This is a genomic window from Streptomyces sp. NPDC000134 (assembly GCF_042899225.1).
In the GTDB taxonomy this organism is placed as follows: Bacteria; Actinomycetota; Actinomycetes; order Streptomycetales; family Streptomycetaceae; genus Streptomyces.
Map to the genome: position 1 here is coordinate 205,818 of NZ_JBIAZN010000007.1, position 19,410 is coordinate 225,227.

The following is a 19,410-nucleotide window of genomic DNA, read 5'->3' on the forward strand; positions in this document are numbered from 1 at the left end:
GGGCGGTGGCCGTGAGCGCACCGATGGACGCCGAGCAGGCGTGGCAGGACCTGCAGCGCATCCGCGTGCCGCAGGAGCGGGTGTACGACGAGGTGGAGCGCTCCGGTCCCGGCGGCCCCGGCGCCACCTGGGCGACGGCGGCGGTCATGTGGGTCTTCCTGGCCGGGCTCGGCCTGGAACCGCCCCGCTGGGGCGTGGTGACGGCCACCGCCGGCTATGTCGCGCTGCTGGCCTGGCTGGCCGTGCTCGGCAACCGCCGACGCCGGATGCGGCTGCACCGTTCCCGCTACGACTGGCGGTCGTCCGTCACGTTCTTCGCGGGGGCGCTGGTGACGGGCGGCACGGTCCTGCTGACCGGCCGTCTGGTCGAGCCCTTGGACCCGGTGCCCGGCAGCCTGATCCGGGCGACCGTGTCGGCGGCCGTGTTCGTGCTGTTCCTCCTACCGGCGAACCGCTGGGCGACCGGCTCGCTGCGCACCCGGGCGGAGGCGGGCCGATGAGCATCCCCACCGGCTTCGACGAGCTGATCCACCCCGCCACCCGCCTGTCGGTGGTCGCCCTGCTCGCCGCCACCGAGTGGGCGGAGTTCGCGTTCGTCCGCGACAGCCTCTCGCTCAGCGACTCCGCGCTCTCCAAGCAACTGCACACCCTGGAGGAGGCCGCGTACGTGGAGATCCACAAGGAGGGCGGCGGCCGCAAGCGGCGTACCCGGGTACGGCTGACGGACCGCGGCCGCGACGCCTTCGAGGGACATGTGGCGGCGCTCCGGGCGATCGTCGAGGGCGCGGGCACCCCGGCACCGACCGACCCGGCGCAGCCGCCCCAGGCGCGGCCCGGGGCGGCGGCCCGATGACGGCGCGACCCCCGGCCGAGCCCGTGGTCCGGGCCCGCGGCCTGACCATGTCGTACGGCGACATCGACGTCCTGCACGGCGTCGACCTGGACCTGCACCGCGGCGAGGTCCTCGCCCTGCTCGGGCCCAACGGCGCCGGCAAGACCACCACCGTCGAGATCCTGGAGGGCTTCCGGCGCCGCTCCGCCGGCGACGTCCGCGTCCTCGGCACGGACCCGGAGCGGGGCGGCGACGCCTGGCGCGCCCGCATCGGCCTGGTCCTGCAGTCCTGGCGCGACCACCGCCGCTGGCGGGTCGCCGAACTCCTGACGCACTTCGCCGCGTACTACGCCGACGCCCGCGACCCGGCCGAACTGCTGGCCCTGGTCGGACTCACCGACCAGGCCGGCCGGCAGGTGGACCGGCTCTCCGGCGGCCAGCGCCGGAAGCTGGACGTCGCGCTCGGCATCGTCGGCCGCCCCGAGCTGCTCTTCCTGGACGAGCCGACCACCGGCTTCGACCCCGAGGCCCGGCACGAGTTCCACCTCCTGATCGAACGCCTGGCCGAGGACGAAGGCGTCACCGTCCTGCTCACCACGCACGACCTGGGGGAGGCCGAGCGGCTCGCGGACCGCATCGCGATCCTGGTCGGCGGACGCATCCGGGCCCACGGCACCCCCGCCGAACTGGCCCGGCGGGCCGCCGCGCGGGCCGAGGTCCGCTGGACCGCCGACGACGGCACACCCCGCCGCCGACGCACCGATGACCCCTCCCGACTGGTGTGGGAACTGCACCGGGACGCCACCGGCCCGATCGCCGGCCTGGAGGTCCGCCGCCCGACCCTGGAGGACACCTACCTGCACATGCTGCACCGGCGGGACGAGGACGCGGACGCGGAGGCACCGGTCGTATGAAGGGACCACACATGACGGGCTACCGGCGGGCCGGCGTCCGGCGCGGCCTCATCGAGCTGGGGCATCTCCTGCACAACCCCAAGGAACTGAGCGGCCATCTCTCCAACGTGGTCATCGCCCTGGTGATCGCCGGCTACATCGGCGACGAGGTACCCGGCACCCGGACCCCGATGGCCCACCTGGTGCTCGCGGGCTTCGCCGCCTATCTGCTGTTCCAGATCGGCTTGGTCAACCTCCCGCAGATGCTGGTGACCGAGCGGGAGGAGGGCGCCCTGCTGCGGCTGCGCGCGACCCCCGGCGGGATACCGGCCTACCTCATCGCCAAGTGCCTGCTGATCGTCGCCACCGCGGCCGGCACCCTGGTCCTGCTCCTGGCGGCCGGTGCGCTGCTGGTGGACGGGCCGCTGCCGCACGGGCCGGCCGACTGGCTGACCCTGCTGTGGGTCACCGCCCTCGGACTCCTCGCCGTCGTCCCGCTGGGCGCGGCCATCGGCGCCGTGCTGCCCAACCCGCGCGAGGCCCTGGCGCTGATCATGCTGCCCACGATGGGCCTGCTGATCACGTCCGGCGTGATGTTCCCGATCACCTCGCTGCCGGGTCCGGTCCAGCAGGTGTCCTCGTTCTTCCCGCTCAAGTGGACGGCCCAGGGCCTGCGTTCGGCGCTGCTGCCGGACGGCGCCCGCGCCGCCGAGCCGGCCGGCTCCTGGGAACTGCCCCTGGTCGCCGCGGTCCTCACCGCCTGGGCCGTCGCCGGCTTCCTGCTCGCGGTGCCCCTGCTGCGCCGCGCCGCCCGCCGCGAGTCCGGTTCCCGCCTGACCGCCCGCCAGCGCCGGGCGGCGGCGGACGGGGCGATGCCCGCGCGGAGTTGACGGCCCGGCGGCGGGGGAGCGGACGCCGTTTAATCGCTTTCACCGTCGGTGGCCGGGGGATAGCGTGCGGGTCCGGTGAGCGATCCGAGAGGAACAGGGGTTTCCGTGCCGTCCGCTTCCTCCGCCGGGTCCGATGCCGGTCGCCCCGCCGCGCCGGGTCTGTGGCGCGACCCCGACTTCCGCCGGCTCTGGACCGGGCAGACCGTCTCCCAGCTCGGCGAGCAGGCGAGCCTGGTGGTGCTGCCCCTCCTCGCCGTCCTGACACTGCACGCCACCGCCGGTCGGACGGGTGTGCTCCGCGCGGTGGGACAGGCGCCGATCCTGCTGCTCTCCCTGTTCGCCGGGGCGTGGGTGGACCGGTGGCGGACCCGTACGACGATGGTGCTCACGGACGCCGGCCGGGCCGTGGCGCTGGGTGCCGCCGCCGTGGCCTGTCTCTTCGGCCACCTGGGCATGCCCGGTCTGTTCGTGCTGGCCTTCGCCGTCGGGGCCCTGTCGGTGTTCTTCGACGTGGCCTACCAGGCGTCCGCCGTACGGCTGGTGCGCCGCGAGGACCTGGTGCGGTGCAACAGCGCCCTGGAGGGCAGCCGGTCCGCGGCACAGATCGGCGGCCCCGCGCTCGGCGGCGCGCTGGTCTCCCTGCTGCCGGCGCCGGCCGCGATGACCGTCGGCGCCGTGCTCTTCGCGCTGTCGTTCCTGTCGATCCGGCGCATCCGCCGCCGCGAGACACTCCCGGAACGCTCGGCACGGCCCCCTCGGGTGTGGCGGCGCATCCACGAGGGCCTGCGCTTCGTCGCCGGTGACCCCGTGCTGCGCGCGGTGTGCCTGGCCTCGGCCGCCTTCCAGCTCTCCGTCGCGGCGACGATGACCGCCCATCTGCTGTTCCTGCCACGGGAACTTCACCTGTCCGGCACGGTCGTCGGGCTGGTTCTCGCGGCGGTGGGACCGGGCGCGCTGGCCGGCGCGCTGCTGGCCGCCCGGCTGCCCGGCCGGTTCGGGCACGGCCCGGTCCTGGTGACCGCCGCCGTCCTCGGCGACGGCGTCTTCCTGTGCGTGCCCGCCCTGCACGGCCCCTCCGCGGCGACCGTCGCCGTGCTCGTGGCGGTGAGCTTCGTGTTCGGGGCCGGCGGGCAGTTGGTGAACGTCACGGTCATGGCCGTCCGGCAGGCCGCCACCCCGGACGGGATGCAGGGCCGCGCGGCCGCGACGATCACCTTCGTCGGCATGGGGCTGACCCCGCTCGGCTCCCTGCTCGGCGGATTCCTCGCCCAGCAGTGGGGGCCGCGCACCAGCCTGCTGATCACGGCCGGGGGCATGCTGCTGTCCCCGGCGGTGATGGCCCTGTCACCCCTGGCCCGCCTGGGGCGCACCCTCCCGGCCTGCCGGGAGCCGGCCCCGCGCCGGGTTACGGCGTGACCCGGTTGCCGCCGAAGGTCACCACCAGGCGGCCGTCCGAGGCGAAGGACCAGCCGAGGGCACCGGTGTAGGCGGAGCAGCGGGAGCCGTTGGTGCCGGTCCAGAACTGGTTGGAGCCGTCCACGTTGCCCACCGTCTTGTCGTTCGACCCGTCGTCGCGGCGGCACGAGACGTTGTCCCGGAACACCGACGTACCGGAGTCGAAGGAGAAGTTGCGCTGGGCGTTGTCGATGCTGACGTTGCCGGAGATCGTCATGGTGCCCGGGTTCCGGTTGTAGGTGAACCCGTGCTTGCCGTTGTCGTAGGCGATGCTGCGGCGGACGACATGGTTGACCTTGATGTCCTCGCCGCCGAGCTTGTAGCCGTTGCGGTCCCCGCTGGAGTTCTGGGTGCCGTCGGACAGGGTGCCGTTCTCGTAGGCGAGGGAGTCCTCGATGGTGACCGGGCCGATGGGGCCGGTGTCGGTCTTGGTGTAGAGGTCCCAGCCGTCGTCGATGTTGTTGTGGGACACGGCGTAGCGGAAGACGTTGCCGGAGCCGACGGTGAGCTTGGCGGCGAAGCCGTCGGCGTCCTCACCGTCGGAGTCGGCGTTGTCGTGCGACTCCGCGCTGAGGATCAGGTTGTTGGACGGCCACTGGGCGCGGGGGGTGTCGGAGGTGGTCCGGGAGAGCTGCAGCCCGGTGTCGCGGTTGTAGCGGGTCACCGTGCGTTCGATGACGTTGTTGCTGCCGCCGACGAAGATGCCGTTGTCCCCGGCGCGCTCGACGACGAGCCCCTTGACGTGCCAGTACGATCCGTTCACCGCGAGCCCGCGGTTCGAGGAACTCTCCGACTGCGCCGAGAAGTCGAGCACGGGAGTCTCGCCCGGGTAGGCGGACAGCTCGGTGCGGTCGCCGGAGGTGCCGCCGGAGCCCGTGGGGAGGGTGACGGTCTGCGCGTAGCGGTAGGTGCCGCCGCGCACGTAGATGGTCCCGCCGGGAGCGATCCGGGAGATCGCCGAGGTGAGGGTCGTGGGGCTGGACTGCGTCCCGGACGCGCTGTCGGTGCCGTTCGGCGCGACGTACAGCACGGTCGCGGCGGACGCGCCCTGCGCGGTGGTGCCGGACAGTCCGACGAGCGCGCCGCTCAGCAGTCCGACGCACGCCAGGATGGGCCTTGTTCGCATCGTGTCTCCAGGGGGGAGTGTGTGGGGGAAGAACTGGAGAAAGCGCTTTCCCATGGGACCCTAGGAGCCCTGCCGTGAGCACGTCAATAACCGGGTATCTGATTTCTGTTCACCAGCATGAACGCCCCCCGGGGGTTTCGCCGGTGACCGTTCACGCCTCGCGCAGGGCCGAGGCGGCGACCTCCAGGCAGTCGTGCAGCAGCCTGTCCCGCCGGTCCGCGAGAACGGCCGGACAGGTCTCGGCGCCGGGGGCGTCCGTGACCGGAACGTGCGCGAGGCCGGGGCGGGAGTAGGCCCGCGCGACACTCAGCGGGAGCAGCGCGATGCCGTGCCCGGAGGCGATCAGCTCGAACTTCTCCAGGCATGACCACCAGGACGGCCCCCGCCGCGAAGGTGCCCCCGCCTCAGAGCGCGGCGCCGGTCTCCTCCGCGAGGGTCTCCACGAGACGGTCCCGGAACGCCGTGTCACGGACCGCGCGGTGCGGTTCCCGCGGGCGGCGAGGGGCGCCGTCGAGGTGCGGGCCGCTGCTCACGTACACCAGGCGGCGCGGCCCGCGCAGCAGGGCCGTGAGCAGGTAAGGGGCGACGATGTCGACCGGCATCACCGCCGGTCCGCTCCACACGCCGGCGTTGTGCACGACCGCGTCGAGCGGCTCGGCGCCGTTCAGCTCGTCGGCGACGCGGCCGTGCACGGCGGTACTCCTCCCTTCCCGCATGTGCGCCCACGGAACCCCGCTCGGCGTACCGGCGTCCCCCCACACGACGGACGGACGCCGATCACCCGGGAGAGCACGTGGCGAAGAAGGACCGCACGACGGACGCGGCGGGAAAGGACCGCGAGAAGTGGATGGCGCGCTTCCAGGTACGGCTGGCCATGCGGCCGGGCGTGGACCGGGCGATCGTCCTCCAGGCGGTCGAGGAGGTCACGGCTCACTGCGCGCAGACGGGAGAGCACCCGCGCACCGCCTTCGGCGACCCGGACACCTACGCCGAGCGGACCGCCGCGCGACTGGTACCGGCGGACCGGGCGGCACGCGAGGGACGGCACAACGCGGTGATGAACGTCCTCGACTCCGTACGCGGGAAGACCGAGCACATCACCGATCTGTGACCGGCCGAGGGCGACGTACCGTCCCCGGCACGCCTGCGTCGCACCGGCGGACAGGCATCCGCGTTTCCATCACAACCGTGGTCGTCCGCAGTCGGTCACGGTGGTCCGGTCATCGTCCGCGCGTGCCCGATCCCGGACCGGGCACGACCCCGGGCCGGCGCGCCACGCGGTAGCGGAGGTGGACGATCGCCGCGCCGAAGGTGCGGGTCTCGACGAGTTCGAGGTCCACCCGGCGCTCGTCCCGGGGGAAGAACGGAACGCCGCCGCCGACGAGGACCGGGTGGACCCGCACCCGGTACTCGTCGATCAGCCCCGACGCGGCGGCCTCGGCGGCGAGGGTCGCGCCGCCGATCGCGATGTCGCCCCCGCCCGGCTCGGCCCGCAGCTTCTCGATCTCCTCCGCCAGGGTGCCGGAGGCCAGGCGGGCGTCGCCCCGCACCTCCCGCAGCGTGGTGGAGAACACCACCTTGGGCAGCGCCCGCCAGAGCGTGGCGAACTCGTGCGTGGGGAAGCCGAGCGACGGGTCGTGGTCGCCGGTCTCCCAGTACAGCATCGTCTCGTACAGCTTCCGCCCCAGCAGGTGGACGCCGGCGCCCCGCACCTCCTCGGTGGCGAAGCGGAAGACCTCCTCATCGGGCGCCGTCCAGTCGAAACCGCCGTCGGGTCCGACGATGTAGCCGTCGAGCGAGACGCTCATCGAACAGGTCACGCTGCGCATCGAGCAGCCCTCCTCGGGAACGGGCCTCGACAGTACGGCAGCCGGGCACCGCGCAACAGCGGGCGGCTCAGCCGACGGTCTCGCCCGCGGGCCCGCTCGCGCCGGCGGCACCGCTGTCGGGGCCCAGCGAGCGTCCCTCCCAGGTGAGCACCCGCCAGCCCTCGTCGGGTGTGCCGGACAGGATGACGACGCCCGTGTTGCGCAGTTCGTGGGTGGAGGCGAACCCGACGTCGACGTTGGCCGCGCGGGCCGCCACCCAGGTACGGATCGCGGCGCCGTGGCTGACCATGGCGACCGTCCCCGCCCCGGTGCCCGCGGCCTCGGCGACGACGGCGTCGAAACGCGACAGGAACTCCGTACCGTCCTCCCCGCCCGGCATCCGGCGCTCCGGATCGCCCGCCGCCCAGGCGAAGGAGGTGGTGAGGTAGACGTCGACGGCCTGCTCGTCGCCCCGCATCTCCAGGTCACCGGCGGAGATCTCCCGCAGCCCGTCCCGCACGAGGACCTCATGACCCGTCCGGGCGGCCAGCGGCGCGGCGGTGAGCCGGGTGCGCAGCAGGGTCGAGACGTACAGCGCGCCGATGTCCTCCCGCGCCAGCGCCTGAGGAAGCGCCTCCGCCTGTTCCTCTCCCAGCGGGGTCAGTCCGGGGCCCGGCACGGCGGTGTCCAGCAGGTGCTTGACGTTGGAGGGCGTCTGGCCATGGCGAATGAGCAGCAAGCGCATGTGAGAGTCGGTCTCCAGGTACGTTGGTGCGGAACCCCCACTCTGCCACGGCCCCGCGCGGCGTACGGCGGGCCGCCCCCTCGGTCCCGCCGGCACAGCCCGCCGGCACGGGCGAGGACCGTCGGTCAGGAGGGCTGGACCTCGTCCCAGAGGGCGAGGGCCTGGGCGGGGTCCGGGCCGACGAGGCGGTCCAGGCCGGCCAGCGTCATCTCCGCCCACCGGCCGGCCCGCTCCCACATCCGTTCCTCGAAGACGCGGACGGCCTCGTCCGGGCCGCCGGGACCGGAGGCGGCGGCGAGGGACTCGGCGAGCTCGGCGCCCTCCAGCATCGCGAGGTTCGCGCCCACGCCCAGCGGCGGCATCAGGTGAGCGGCGTCGCCCAGCAGCGTCACCCCGGGGACGTGCGGCCAGGTGTGGGGCGCGGGAAGGGCGTGCAGGGGGCGGTGGGCGAAGGCAGTGCCGTGGCGCAGGAGGTCGAGGAGGGGGGCGGCCCAGCCGTCGAACAGGGCGAGCAGGTGGGCCCGCACGGCCTCGGTGTCGGCCGGGTCGAGGCCCGGCTGCCGGTCGGGCTCCACGCGGGCCTGGGCGTACACCTTGACGTGGCCGCCGCTGTTGCGCTGGGCGACCAGCGAGCGGTTGACGCCGTACACCGCCAGGGAACCGTCGCCGACCAGTCGGGCCAGGCCGGGGTGGCGGGTGTCGACGTCGTCCAGGGAGGTCTCGACCAGGGTGACGCCGGTGTACCGCGGGGTCGCCGGCGAGAGTGCCCGGCGGACCCGGGACCAGGCACCGTCCGCGCCGACCACGAGGTCGAACCTCTCCCGCCGCCCGTCCGCGAAGCACACCGCCACGCCGTCCCGGCCGCTGTCCGGCACCACCTCCGTCACGGACCGCCCCCAGCGGACGTCCAGCGGCCCGAGCAGCAGGTCGCGGAGCTGCCCGCGGTCGATCTCGGGATTGGCCCGGTCGTCCGGGCGGGGCCGCCAGTCGCGCAGCACGGTCCCGTCCGTGTCCAGGACGCGCATGGCCTGCCCCTCGGGCCGGGACAGCGCCGCGAACTCCGTCAGCAACCCCGCCTTTTTCAGAGCAAGTTGGCCCATTCCTTCATGCAGGTCCAGCGTGCCGCCCGGGGGACGCGCGTCGGGGGCGGGATCGCGTTCCAGGACGGTGACGGGACGACCGTGGCGGTGCATGACCCGGGCGAAGGTGAGGCCGGCGGGGCCACCGCCGACCACAGCGATACGGGGACTCATGGCCCCCAACCTACGGTCCCGGGCGTCATGACGGCGTCGTCCGGCCGGCCCGGTGGCTCTCCGGCGGGCCCAGGTAGCTCGGTTCCAGACCGCCGGTGTCGAGCACGATCCGCTGCACGATCACCGTCGGGTCGACCATCCAGAACTTCAGGGTGTGGGTGCCGGGACCGGACAGGGGGTGCTCGGTGACGGTCAGGTTGGTGTTGTCCGAGGTGTTCCGCTCCCACTGCTTGTTCATCGACGTGTCGTCGGCGCCCGTCGCCCGGGTGACGTTCACCGTCCGGGGCGTCGCGTCGTCGAACGACACCGCGTACCGCAGGCCCTCCGTCGGCAGCACGTTGTTGCGCGGCGACAGGTACACCAGCACCCGCACCGTCCCCGGGTCGGTCGTCAGCGTCACCTCGTACTCCAGGCGCGGGCCGTTCCCGCCCGGGGTGCGGCTCGGCGCCGTCACCGGCCACGGCGTCATCCCGGACCCCGTCCGTCCGATGTCCGGCAGCTCCCGCCAGGTGACCCCGCCGGTCTCCACCGCCCGGGTGGCGTGGGCCGCCTCCAGCGCCAGGTATCCCGACGCCTCCACGAAGCCCCGGCGCCCCTCGCGCACCCCGAGCCGCGGGTTCTCGACCCGGGCGGTCACCCGTACCGTGGCGCCGCCCGGCCCGTGCACCGTCAGCGGCACCTCGGTCGTCCCGTGCGGCGCCCGGCGCCAGTCCGCCCGTACCGTCGCGCGGACCTGGTCCGTCACCCGGCCCCGCGCGGGCCGGACCGTCAGCCAGGGCACCGGTGACTCGATCCGGTACGCGAACGCCTCCCGGCCCCGGTTGAACACCTCGACGTACGGGTCGGGAGCGGTCCGGTACGGGCTCAGCGCGGGCAGCACCGCCGGGGCGTCCGAGGCGGGCCACCACGCGTCGGAGCCGTCGATGCCGACGCCCATCTCCGCCCCGGCCGGCACCTCGACGCGCCGCACCGCCGGGAACACCTCGTCGGGCAGCGCCACATGGTTCGGCGTCTGCGGCTGCTGCCAGGGCGCGTCCGGGCCGTAGCGCGCCACGTCCCCGTAACCGATCTTCGGCTGGGTCTGGAAGCCCTTCCACTTCCCCCCGGCCAGCTCGTTGTTGTAGTGGTCCGACAGTGCCTGGTCGTCGGCGAAACGCGCGTCGGTGGCGTCCGCCAGCGCGTTCGTCCCGGCCCGGCCCTGCGCCGCGTAGTGGAGGTTGGTGAACTCCGCCTCGCGCAGCGCGTACAGGTTCGCCGTCGCCTCGACCTGGTAGCGCACGAGCTGGAAGTACGCGTCCCGCCGCTCGGCCGGCAGCTTCGCCCCGATCCGCTCGGCGCGCGTCGCGAGCCGCCGCCATTCGTCGGTGACGCGCTCCAGCTCACGGTAGTGGTTGAGGTGGTACGGGCTGCGCCGGTCGTCGTAGACCACCGCGGAGGAGTCGGTGGCCGGGTCCTTCGCCGGGTCCAGGGTGATCCGGCGGTTCAGCAGTTCGGGCTTGCGGCGGGCCTGGAGCGCCCCGTACGTGTGCAGCACGTCGGCGATGGCGGCGGCGTACCGGGGGCCGAAGTTCTCCTCCGCGTACGCCCGTTCCCACTCTCGCAGGCGTTCCAGCGGCCAGCGGTCGGGGTCCCAGGCGTAGTCGAGGAAGAACTGCAGGGGCAGCTCGTGGTTCTTCATGTCGCCGACGTTGACCACCCACAGCCGGTCCACGCCGTAGGTGTACGCGAGGTGGAGCTGTTCCCAGGTGGAGACGAGGTTGACGGTGTCGACCCACTTGTAGTTGCGGCCGCCGCCGACGTAGTCGAAGTGGTAGTAGATCCCGTAGCCGCCCGCACGCGGCTCGGCCGACCGGTCCGGGAGCTTGCGCAGGTTGCCCCAGTTGTCGTCGCAGAAGATCACCGTGACGTCCTCGGGCGGGCGCAGGCCCTCGGCCCAGTACCGCTGGACCTCCTTGTAGAGCGTCTGCACCTGCGGTATCCCGGTGAGCCGGTCGGCCCCGGCCTCCTCGGCGAGGATGCGGCGCTGGGCGGCGAGGATGGACTCCATCAGCTCGATGCCGTCGCCGTCGGGCAGGCTGACGTCGCCGTTGCCGCGCATGCCGAGGGTGACGACGCCCTCGAAGTCCTCCTCCACCATGCGGCGGACCCCGTCGCGCCAGTACGCCTCGATGGCGGCGCGGTTGCGGCGGTAGCTCCACTCGCCGGTGCCGCCGTACGGGTCGTGGCCCGGGACGGTGATGTCGCCGGCGGCGTCGCGCTGCGCGGCGACGGCGTGGCGGTTCCACTCCTCGATGCCCCGCATCATCGGGGCCTCGTGGGAGGTGCCCATGACCACGCCGTAGCGCTTGGCGGTGGCGTGGTTCTCCGGGTCGTCCTCGGCGAAGGCGCGGCCCCACACGGCGGGCCACAGGTAGTTGGCCTTCAGCCGCAGCATCACCTCGAAGACCTTCTCCCAGAACTTGCGGTTGAAGCCGTTCGGGAAGCCGGGCGCGAGGCCGGGACCGAAGTACGCCGGGGCCCAGGTGCCGAGCGCCGGGTTCTCGTCGTTGACGAAGAAGCCGCGGTACTTCACCGCCGGGGTGCCCTGGGTGTGGCGGCCGGGCAGCACGTACAGCTCGTCATGGCGGTGCGGCGGCACGTCGTCCCAGAAGTGCCAGGGCGACACCCCGATCTGCCGGGACACCTCGTACACCCCGTAGATCGTCCCGCGCTGGTCGCTGCCCGCGACGACGAGGGCGCGCCGCACACCGGGCAGCGGATCGGGCACCACCTGCTGGAGCGAGGTCTCCCACTTCCCCGCGACACCGGACACGTCGAGTTTCCCGGCCTCGACCAGAGCGTCGATCAGCGGGCTGCGGCCCAGCGTGCCGACCAGCACCAGGTCCCTCGCCCCCGTCTCGCGCGGGCCGTGCGCCACGGCGGGCTCGGTGCCGGTCACCCGGCCGATGTCGGTGCGCAGATCCCCGACGACCCGCAGCACCCCCGGGTGGTCGCCCCCGTCGACCACGAGCGGCGCCGCGCGTCCGCCCGCCACCAGCGGGAAGGCGCCCTTGCCGGGGACGAAGGACACGAACCGGCGGTACGGGCCGGAGGCGGCCCCCGCTCTCCCGGCGGCGCCCGGCCCGAACGGCGAGGCCGGGACGGCGGCCGCCGCGGGGGAGGCGACGGCACCGGCGGTCACCGCGGTGGCCACGGCCGCCGCCAGCACCGTACGCCGGCGGGGGGACGGGGCGGCGGGGGTGCCGCCTTCGGAAGACCTGCTCATGGACTCGACCTCCGGAGCGGAGCGGGACGATCGGGACGGGGGAGCGGGCGCGGGGGTCACCGGAACAGCCGGACGGGCACCGCGCCGGCCAGCAGCCGGTAGCCGTACGGGTTCAGGTGCAGGTGGTCGCCCACGTCGGCGGCGGGCAGCAGGCGTTCCGGAGCGTCGGGGGCCCGCACCGCGGCGTCGAAGTCGATCACCGCGTCGAAGTGGCCGGCGGCCCGGACCCACGCGTTCACCGTCCGCCGGGACTCCTCCCGCAGACCGGCCGGGTCGTCGTACATCTCGTTGCCGCCGAACGGCAGCAGGGTCGCCCCGTACACCTTGATGCCCTGGGCGTGCGCGCGGACGACGATCTGCTCGTACGCGGCGATCAGCCGGGCCGCGACCTCCTTCTGCGCGGCGGGCGTGGCCGGTGCCGTGCCGATGTCGTTGACCCCCTCCAGGACGACGAGCCACCGCACACCGCTCTGCGCCAGGACGTCGCGGTCGAGGCGGGCCAGCAGATTGGGGCCGAGTCCGTCGTTCAGCACCCGGTTGCCGCCCGCGGCCTGGTTGAGGACGGCGGTGTCCGCCGCGCCGCCGGGCCGGGACAGCAGCCGGTCGAAGAACTGGTCGGGCCACCGGTCGTTGCCGTTGGTGGTCGAGCCCCGCCCGTCGGTCAGCGAGTCACCGACGACCGCGACCGCGTCCGTACGCGCCGGTGCCCAGGTCTCGATCCCGCTGAGGAAGTACCAGTGGTCGGTGGGTGTCGCCCCGGGCAGGTCCGCGGCGTCGACGTGCCGGCCGGCCAGGAGGTGGGACGTGGTCCGCGACCCGGGGTGCGAGGTGATGTCGAGCGACGCCTGGCCCTCGGCCAGATACGTCGTCACCGTCAGGTTGCTGCCCGCCGGCACGCGGAACGGCAGGGGGTCGGACACCGCCTGCGCGCCCGCCGGCACGATCGTCGATCCGGAGCCCTGGAAGGTGACCGGACGGGCCGAACCGGGCTCGATGGCGGCGGTCCCGGCCCGTCCGCCGGCCGGGCGGGCCACCGACACCGAGGTGAGCGGCAGGGGAGCGCCGCCGAAGGCGTTGGAGAAGCGCAGCCTGATCCGCTCCCCGCCGACCGTGACCCGCACGGTCTGGCGCAGGGTGCTGTCCACCAGGACGGCCTTGTCCTGCGTGAACGGCGCCGGCGGCATGTTGCCGGGCTCCGTCGACTGCGGCATCGCCGCCCAGGTGTTCACCCAGTGCCGCCCCGCGGGGGCCGTTCCCGGCAGGCTCGACGCGCCGCCGGTGGAGGCGGCGGTCAGCAGCGTGACCACGAGGAGTCCCACGGCGGCGGGGGTGCTGATCCATGACGTTCTTCGCACGGTGGTGCCGTCCCTTCATGGCGCCGACCGTCAGCGGGGCAGCTCCGCGAACCGCACAGCCGGGCACGACGACGAGGCATTCCGAAAAGGCGCGTTCACACGGGGCTCTCACGAAACGACGACGACGTTAGGCAGCCGACTTTCGACACGTCAAGGCGTCGGACTCCGAAACATTCCGAAAGCCCGACGGCTGAGACAGCCGCCGGGCCTAAGGGTATTGACCCGAAGCCGACGGGCCGTTAGGTTCCGTCAGCGCCAGGTGTTTCGAAGTTGGCTTCGAATGTTTCGAAGCGGCGGTAAGAGGGGCCGGTGAGAGGGGCGGCGGGCGGACACGGGGTCCGCCCTGCCCTGATCACATGTTCCGGGCGCCCGCCTTGATCGCCTCGCGGATGCGGGGATACGTGCCGCAGCGGCAGATGTTGCGGATGCCGTCCAGGTCGGCCTCGGTGATGGTGCGGCCCTCCTCGCGGACGCGGCGGACCAGGGCGACGGCGGCCATGATCTGGCCGGGCTGGCAGTAGCCGCACTGGGCCACGTCCTGGTCGAGCCACGCCTCCTGCATCGGGTGCAGGTCGGCGCCCACGGTGGCCGGGAGCCCCTCGATGGTGGTGACCTCGTCGGTCGGGCGCAGGTCCTTCACCGGGATGGCGCACGGGTTGGCGGCCCTGCCGTTGAGGTGGCTCGTACACGCCTTGCAGACGTTGATGCCGCAGCCGTACTTCGGCCCGGTGACGCCGAGGAGGTCGCGCAGGACCCACAGCAGCCGCTCGTCGTCCGGGGCGTCGACGGTGACCTGTTCGCCGTTGAGGCGGAACGTGTGCTCGGGCACGGTAACTCCTGTGGTTCGGGCGGACTTCAGCGGACGTGGTCCAGGCCGTCGGTGGGGGAGGCGGGGACCGGCGGCACGGTGGGCTTGGGTTCGAAGGACAGGGTGCCGTGGTTGACGGGGAAGACCGTGGGCATGGTGCCGGTGGCCCGGCCGTACGCGCAGGCGACCGCCGCGGCCGAGGCGGCGACGCCCAGCTCCCCGGCACCGCCGGGCCGGCCGGTGGTGGGCGGCATGACGATGATCTCCAGCTCGGGCGGGGTGTTCCACTGCCGGGTGTAGAAGTAGTTGTCCCAACTGGCCTCCAGGAAGTACCCGTCGCGCAGGTGCAGGCTGGAGGTCAGGGTGAGGGCGATGCCGTCCATCAGACAGCCCGTCATCTGCGCCTCGACACCGCGCGGGTTGACGGCGAGGCCGACGTCCACGGCGACGACCGCCTTGGTGACCCGGGGGCCGGCGACCCCGTCGCGGACGGGGCGGCCGACCGTCTCGGGGCGGCAGTCCAGCTCGACCAGCACCGCGCAGGCCGAGTGGTACTCGGAGTGGAAGGCGATGCCCTGCGCGGTGCCGGCCGGCATGGTCCGGCCCCAGTCACCGGCCTCGGCGGCCCGGTCCAGCACGGCCCGGAAGCGGTCGTCGCGCAGGAAGTCGTGCCGGAAGCGGCGGGGGTCCTTGCCCATCCTGGCGGCGAGCCGGTCGACGAGGAGTTCCCGGGCGCAGGTGACGTCGGGGGAGTACACATTGCGCATGCTGCCGGTGTTGAAGCCCTTGTCGGTCTCGCTCAGCAGACGGCTTCCCACGCCGAAGTCGTAGGGCATCGACTGGGAGAGCTGGAAGAAGGTCTCCGAGAAGCCGATGTCGCCCACGGGCAGCCTCGCGGCCATGGCGGTGAGGATCTCCCCGAGCCCGTGGCCGTAGTCGGTGGCGACGCTGGTGTGCCGCTGCTGGTAGCCGAGGACGGTGCCGCCCAGGTAGGCGATGCGCATCCGGGAGATCGCCATCGGGTGGGTGCGCCCCTGGCGTACGTCGTCCGCGCGGTGCCACATGAGCTTCACCGGCTTGCCGATGCGCCGGGAGACCTCGACGGCCTCCAGCGCGGCGTCGAAGAACAGCTTGCGCCCGAAGGAGCCGCCGCCCTCGGTGACATGCACGGTCACCGCGTGCGGGGGCAGGCCGAGTGAGGCGGCGATCGCCTGCTGCGCGACGATCGGTGCCTTCAGGCTCGACCAGACCTCGGCCCGGTCGGCGCGTACGTCTGCGATGGCGCAGTTGGGTTCCAGCGCGCTGTTGCCGCGGAAGTGGAAGGTGAACTCCTCCTCCACGCTGGGCGTGAGAGGCGGCGGGCCGAGCGGCAGTCGGGCGGCGCGCAGTTCCCTCAGCACGGAGGCGTCGGACTTGCCCTCCGCGGTGCCGGGCCGCCAGGTCACCCGCAGCGCGCGGACCGCGTCGACGCACCGGCCGAAGGTGGTCGCCCGTACCGCCACCCCGGTCGGGATCACCACCACGTCGGTGACCCCGGGCAGGGCGCGGACCTCGGCCAGGTTGGCCACCGAGCCGACCTCGCCGTTGATCGTCGGGGGCCGGCACACCATGGTCGGCAGGGCGTCCGGGACGTCCAGGTCCATGGTGAACCGCTTGCGTCCGGTGACCGCCGCGAGGGCGTCGACGCGGCCCCGCGGGGTGCCGATGACGGTGAACGTCTCGCGCGGCTTGAGCGTGACGGAGGCCCGCTCGGTCCGTACGCCCGCCGCCTGCCGGGAGAGTTCCCCGAGGCCGGCGCTCCGGCCGCCGGGGCCGGTGACGACGCCCGCCTTCATGGTCACCGCGGTGACCGGGGTGTCCCACCGCGCGGCCGCCGCCCGGAGCAGCCGCTCACGGGCGAGGGCGGCGGCCACCCGGATCGGGGTGTAGGTGGCGAACGTCGTGTTCGATCCGCCGGTGAGCTGGTTGAACAGCAGCTCCGGCCGCGCGTCGGCCAACGTGACGCGCACCCGCGCGAGGGGCACGCCGAGTTCCTCCGCGATCAGCATGGCGGTCGACGTGGTGATGCCCTGCCCCACCTCGGTCCGCGGCAGCGCGAAGGAGACGGTGCCGTCCGTGTTCACCTCGACCGTGATCAGGCCGGACGTCGGCAGGGCCGCCGCCGTCATCACGTCGTTGAGGTCGATCAGTTCGGTGAGGTCGGGGGAGGGGAGGCCGGGTGACGCGGCGTCGGCCCGCGCCCCGGACGCGGGGGCGAGCTGGGCCGCGGTCGTCAGCACCGGGGCGGCCAGGACGTATCCCAGGAACCGGCGTCTGGCGAAGGGCCGGGACACGGGGTCCCGCGGCTCCGGGCCGTCGGTGCCGCTGCTGTGCGAAGTCGTCATCGTTCCCACTCGGGTCGTCGGCAGGAGGGTGCGCGGGGGCACGCCGCCGGTGGGCGCGCCCCCGCACCGGCTCAGGAGGGGCGGTTGGCGTCCGGGATCTCCAGGTGGATGCCCCGGCCCTCGGAGAGGAAGAGCAGGACGAACTTGCGCAGGGCCTCCTCCACCGTCCAGGCCGCCTCGGGGATCAGCGGCAGGGGGATGAGCCCTTCGCGGAAAGCTACCAGCAGCGGCCAGGCGGCGCTGATCAGCGGCTGCCAGAACGGTTCCCTGTCCAGCCCGATCAGGTCGCCGGTGCGGTCGCCCAGCGTGTACCGGGCGAAGGCGTTGATGAGGGGCCGGGTGAGACCCGCGTCGAGTTCCGCGACGATGTCGAGGAGCACGTCGGTCAGTTCCTCGCCCTCGGGCGTGGCGGCCAGGATCGGGTCGAGGACCTGCCGGGACTGGGCGTTGGCCGCGTCCCAGGTGGCGGGGATGTACTCGTCCAGGACACCGAGCAGGTGCGCGGTGACCTGCCACACGTGCAGATAGCCGTCCGACTCGGCGGTGGTGACCGGGACCCGCCAGTCTTTTAGCTTGCGCATGACAAACGTGGCCAGGCTGTGCCAGGTGACCATGACGTCGGCCTGGCTGATGGGGATCGTCTGGCCGCCGCTGGTACGGGACCAGCCCGGCGACTGCGGCAGCAGGTGCCGTACGGCGGCGTGCACCAGCCGGGTCTTCACGGCGGTCACGATCATCCCGCCCCGCGGCTGGTAGGCGTCCAGGTCGCCGACGTCGTAGCCGAGCCTGGCCGTCTTGGCGATGCGGTCTTTCATGTCCGCGCCGCCCTTGGAGTAGTAGACGGCCCGCGCCTCCCTGGGGATGGCGGTGCTCATGAGGCCGCTGCCCAGGCCGTACAGCGCCCCGGTGTAGATGCCCTTCCTCGTGGTGAACCTGGCCGCGGCCGCGAGCTTGTCCGGGTCCGCCCAGGACGGCAGCTTGCGCGCGTGCTCCATGAAGTCGCGCAGGTCCGAGGGGAGACCGGCCGGTAAGGGCTGGTCGTTGCGGGTCCACTTGCGCAGCGCCTCGTTGGCCTTGGCCACGTCGCCGCGCTCGATCACGGCGGCGAGCACGGGATCGGCCTCCTCGTCCCAGACCCAGTCGGGGTCGACGCCCGCGCCCCGGCCCGCCACCGAGCCGCCGGGCGCCCAGGTCCACAGGGACCGCGCGCCGGCCGGCGACGCGGCTCCCAGCGCCCCGAGCGCTCCGAGGGCGCCTCCCATGACCAGCATCTTGCGCCTGCTGACATCTTCCATGGCTCTGAACTCCTCCTTGAGTTCGGACGCCGGTACCCCGCACGGTCCGTCCGGGGCCGGTCGCCCTTCAGACGGGACGGTTGGTGTCGGGGATCTCGATGTGCGTCCCCCGCCCCTTGGTGAGGTAGAAGAGGATGTACTGGCGGGCCGCCTCCTCGATCGTCCACGCCAGCGGCGGCACCAGGGGCAGCGGGATGAGCTTCTCGCGGAAGGCGACCAGCTTCGGCCAGGCGGTCGCGATCGCCTTCTCCCAGAACGGCTCGCGCGGGATGCCGTCCCAGTCGGCCACCTGATCGCCCACCAGGTAGCGGGCCAGCGCGTCGACGAGGGGGCGGTCGATGCCGCCGGGGCTGGTCTGCTCGGCGAGCTGGCGCAGCAGGATGTCGGTCAGCTCGACGCCCTCGCGGGTGGGGGCCAGGATCGGGTCGAGCACCTGCTCCGACTGGGCGTTGGCCGCGTCCCAGGTGGCGGGGATGTACTCGTCCCGGATGCCGAGCAGGTGCGCGGTGACCTGCCACAGGTGCAGATAGGCCGTCGCGTCGGCGGCCGGCACCGGCACCTTCCATTCGAGCATCTTCCGCATGGCGTACGTGGGCAGGCTGTGCCAGGTGACCAGCATGTCCTGCTGGCTGATGGGGATCGTCTGGCCGCCGCTGGTGCGGGACCAGCCCGGCGACTGCGGCAGCAGGTGCCGTACGGCCGCGTGCACGAGCCGGGTCTTGACGGCCTGCACGATGACATCGCCGTCGGGCCGGTACGCGTTCAGGTCCCCGACGGCGAAGCCCAGCAGGCTCGTCTTGGCGACCCGGTCCTCCATGTCGGCGCCGCCCTTGGAGTAGTAGACGGCGCGTGCCTCCCGGGGAATGGCGGTGCTCAGCATGCCGCCGCCCACACCGTTGAGCAGGTTGAGGTACAGGCCCCTCGACTTGTTGAACCGGGCCGCGGCCTCCAGCTTGTCCCGGTCCGCCCAGGAGGGCAGCTCGCGCGCCCTCTCCATGAAGTCGCGCAGATCGGCGGGGAGGCCGGCGGGCAGGGCCTGGTCGTTGCGCGTCCAGGTGCGCAGCGCCGCGTTGACCCCGGGCACGTCACCGCGGTCGATCACGGCGGCGGCCAGCCGGTCGGCCTCCTCGTCCCAGACCCACTCCGGGTCGATCCCCGCGCCCTGACCGGCCACCGAACCGCTCGGTGCCCACGTCCACAGGGACCGTGCGCGGGCCGGCGAGGCCAGGCTCAGCGCCCCGAAGGCCCCCAGGGCCCCGCTCGCGAGCAACATCTTGCGCCTGCTGGGTCCGTCCATCGCC

The 19,410-nt window shown here is 73.4% G+C and carries 18 protein-coding genes; 6 read left to right on the plus strand and 12 right to left on the minus strand.

The annotated features are described in order from the left end of the window. Nucleotides 1-23 precede the first annotated feature (23 nt). The 5 genes from ACFY32_RS13075 (at nt 24) to ACFY32_RS13095 (ending at nt 4,031) form a co-directional block, all read left to right on the plus strand. A complete protein-coding gene (locus tag ACFY32_RS13075) occupies nt 24-500 on the plus strand; it encodes a hypothetical protein (protein ID WP_390674260.1) in 477 nt (158 codons plus the stop codon). Beyond that, on the plus strand, nt 497-853 hold the full coding sequence (locus ACFY32_RS13080; RefSeq protein ID WP_390674193.1) for a transcriptional regulator: 357 nt from the start codon (nt 497-499) through the stop codon (nt 851-853). The genes ACFY32_RS13075 and ACFY32_RS13080 overlap by 4 nt, the downstream gene beginning before the upstream one ends. Next, nucleotides 850-1,746, plus strand: coding sequence for an ABC transporter ATP-binding protein (locus ACFY32_RS13085; RefSeq protein ID WP_390674194.1), 897 nt, complete (start codon nt 850-852; stop codon nt 1,744-1,746). Before ACFY32_RS13080 ends, ACFY32_RS13085 begins: the two co-directional genes overlap by 4 nt. Nucleotides 1,747-1,757: 11 nt before the next feature. Next, nucleotides 1,758-2,615, plus strand: coding sequence for an ABC transporter permease (locus tag ACFY32_RS13090; RefSeq protein ID WP_390674195.1), 858 nt, complete (start codon nt 1,758-1,760; stop codon nt 2,613-2,615). 105 nt (nt 2,616-2,720) lie between these two features. Then, nucleotides 2,721-4,031, plus strand: coding sequence for an MFS transporter (locus ACFY32_RS13095; RefSeq protein WP_390674196.1), 1,311 nt, complete (start codon nt 2,721-2,723; stop codon nt 4,029-4,031). Here ACFY32_RS13095 and ACFY32_RS13100 read toward each other — a convergent pair. The 3 genes from ACFY32_RS13100 to ACFY32_RS13110 form a co-directional block, all read right to left on the minus strand. Continuing rightward, nucleotides 4,021-5,196, minus strand: coding sequence for a right-handed parallel beta-helix repeat-containing protein (locus tag ACFY32_RS13100; RefSeq protein ID WP_390674197.1), 1,176 nt, complete (start codon nt 5,194-5,196; stop codon nt 4,021-4,023). The genes ACFY32_RS13095 and ACFY32_RS13100 overlap by 11 nt on opposite strands. A gap of 151 nt (nt 5,197-5,347) precedes the next feature. Further along, nucleotides 5,348-5,665, minus strand: a complete 318-nt coding sequence (locus ACFY32_RS13105; RefSeq protein ID WP_390674198.1) for a hypothetical protein — start codon at nt 5,663-5,665, stop codon at nt 5,348-5,350. Next, on the minus strand, nt 5,601-5,888 hold the full coding sequence (locus ACFY32_RS13110; protein ID WP_390674199.1) for a hypothetical protein: 288 nt from the start codon (nt 5,886-5,888) through the stop codon (nt 5,601-5,603). Before ACFY32_RS13110 ends, ACFY32_RS13105 begins: the two co-directional genes overlap by 65 nt. A 101-nt stretch (nt 5,889-5,989) precedes the next feature. On the opposite strand from ACFY32_RS13110, the gene ACFY32_RS13115 reads away from it, so the two are divergent. After that, the gene (locus ACFY32_RS13115; protein ID WP_390674200.1) at nt 5,990-6,307 is read left to right on the plus strand and encodes a hypothetical protein; all 318 of its coding nucleotides are present in this window, start codon (nt 5,990-5,992) and stop codon (nt 6,305-6,307) included. A 109-nt stretch (nt 6,308-6,416) separates the two neighbouring features. Here ACFY32_RS13115 and ACFY32_RS13120 read toward each other — a convergent pair whose 3' ends face one another. The 9 genes from ACFY32_RS13120 to ACFY32_RS13160 all read right to left on the minus strand — a co-directional run bounded on the left by ACFY32_RS13120 (nt 6,417) and on the right by ACFY32_RS13160 (nt 19,406). Continuing rightward, on the minus strand, nt 6,417-7,025 hold the full coding sequence (locus tag ACFY32_RS13120) for a dihydrofolate reductase family protein (RefSeq protein WP_390674201.1): 609 nt from the start codon (nt 7,023-7,025) through the stop codon (nt 6,417-6,419). A 67-nt stretch (nt 7,026-7,092) separates the two neighbouring features. Continuing rightward, the gene (locus ACFY32_RS13125; protein ID WP_390674202.1) at nt 7,093-7,749 is read right to left on the minus strand and encodes a histidine phosphatase family protein; all 657 of its coding nucleotides are present in this window, start codon (nt 7,747-7,749) and stop codon (nt 7,093-7,095) included. A gap of 125 nt (nt 7,750-7,874) precedes the next feature. Then, nucleotides 7,875-9,002, minus strand: a complete 1,128-nt coding sequence (locus ACFY32_RS13130) for an FAD-dependent oxidoreductase (RefSeq protein WP_390674203.1) — start codon at nt 9,000-9,002, stop codon at nt 7,875-7,877. A 25-nt stretch (nt 9,003-9,027) separates the two neighbouring features. Continuing rightward, nucleotides 9,028-12,267 carry a glycosyl hydrolase 115 family protein gene (locus tag ACFY32_RS13135; protein WP_390674204.1) on the minus strand — a complete coding sequence of 1,080 codons (3,240 nt, stop codon included), beginning with the start codon at nt 12,265-12,267 and terminating at the stop codon, nt 9,028-9,030. 56 nt (nt 12,268-12,323) lie between these two features. After that, a complete protein-coding gene (locus ACFY32_RS13140) occupies nt 12,324-13,565 on the minus strand; it encodes an SGNH/GDSL hydrolase family protein (RefSeq protein WP_390674261.1) in 1,242 nt (413 codons plus the stop codon). Between the two features lie 409 nt (nt 13,566-13,974). Then, nucleotides 13,975-14,451: a (2Fe-2S)-binding protein gene (locus tag ACFY32_RS13145; protein ID WP_390674205.1), complete on the minus strand. Its 477-nt coding sequence runs from the start codon at nt 14,449-14,451 to the stop codon at nt 13,975-13,977. Between the two features lie 26 nt (nt 14,452-14,477). Continuing rightward, a complete protein-coding gene (locus tag ACFY32_RS13150; RefSeq protein WP_390674206.1) occupies nt 14,478-16,814 on the minus strand; it encodes a molybdopterin cofactor-binding domain-containing protein in 2,337 nt (778 codons plus the stop codon). Between the two features lie 71 nt (nt 16,815-16,885). Further along, nucleotides 16,886-18,109: an oxygenase MpaB family protein gene (locus ACFY32_RS13155; RefSeq protein WP_390674207.1), complete on the minus strand. Its 1,224-nt coding sequence runs from the start codon at nt 18,107-18,109 to the stop codon at nt 16,886-16,888. A gap of 67 nt (nt 18,110-18,176) precedes the next feature. Then, the gene (locus tag ACFY32_RS13160) at nt 18,177-19,406 is read right to left on the minus strand and encodes an oxygenase MpaB family protein (protein WP_390674262.1); all 1,230 of its coding nucleotides are present in this window, start codon (nt 19,404-19,406) and stop codon (nt 18,177-18,179) included. Between the last annotated feature and the right edge of the window lie 4 nt (nt 19,407-19,410).